Annotated in this window: 1 protein-coding gene; it reads right to left on the reverse strand. The window is 69.6% G+C overall.

Annotated features, from left to right (window positions below):
- Positions 1-723 (reverse strand): DUF222 domain-containing protein (locus AC5RWD_RS23140; RefSeq protein WP_494022259.1); only part of this gene is annotated, 723 nt, incomplete at its 3' end.
- Between the last annotated feature and the right edge of the window lie 92 nt (positions 724-815).

The raw sequence follows: 815 nt of genomic DNA on the forward strand, positions 1-815 counted from the left end.
GGTGCGGGGGTTGGTGGCAGTGTTCATGACGGTGGTGAGGGTTTCGAACTGCTCGGCGGTGGCAAAGATTTCGAGGTGCTGGAGGCCGTGCTTGGGGCGGCGGATGAAGGCGCCCTGGATCTGGCGGAGGGCCGGTTCGGAGGGTTCGGTGCCGTCCTGGTCGATCGCCTCGGCCCAGTGCCGGGCGACCTGGGTGAGGAAGTCGGCGTCGTTGTCGATGGCGGTTTGGGTCAGATTGTGTTCCATCTCGGCGGTGCGGCCGGGGGTGGTGAAGTGCCGGGCACGGTCCAGGGCCAGGGTGATGGTGGTTGCGGCGCGGGAGCTGACCAGCCCGGTGCTGACCGCGGCGGCGAGCTTTTCGTAGCGGGGTGGGAGTTGCTGCCCGCCGAACCCGGCCCTGGGCAGGAGGGAGTCGGCCAGGGTGAGGCGGCGGCGGGCTTCGCAGGCGCTGATTCCCAGCCTGCCGCGGAGGAATTCGACCGTGTTCCGGGAACCATCGGCGCCCGGGTCCGCGTCCGTATCCGGGCTGGAAGCTGCGGTGGGGGCCAGGGGTGAGGCCGCGGCGGTGACGGCTTCGGTGCGGGAGCGGTCCACAGCCCCGGCGGCGATTATCTGCAGATGCTCCACTCTTCGGGAGAGCTGCTCGACGCGGTCCGCGAAGTCAGCGGACCGGCGGAAACCCCACAGCGCGGTGTCTTCGGCCGTGATCGGGTCCGACGTCAACAGAGCAAGGCTGCGGTCAACCGCATCCAATCCGGAAGGAAGACTCTGAAGCGCGTTGGCACCCACAGACACCAGCCCGCCGGCACCGGGCC

It is taken from the genome of Arthrobacter sp. CMU6, from assembly GCF_059090205.1.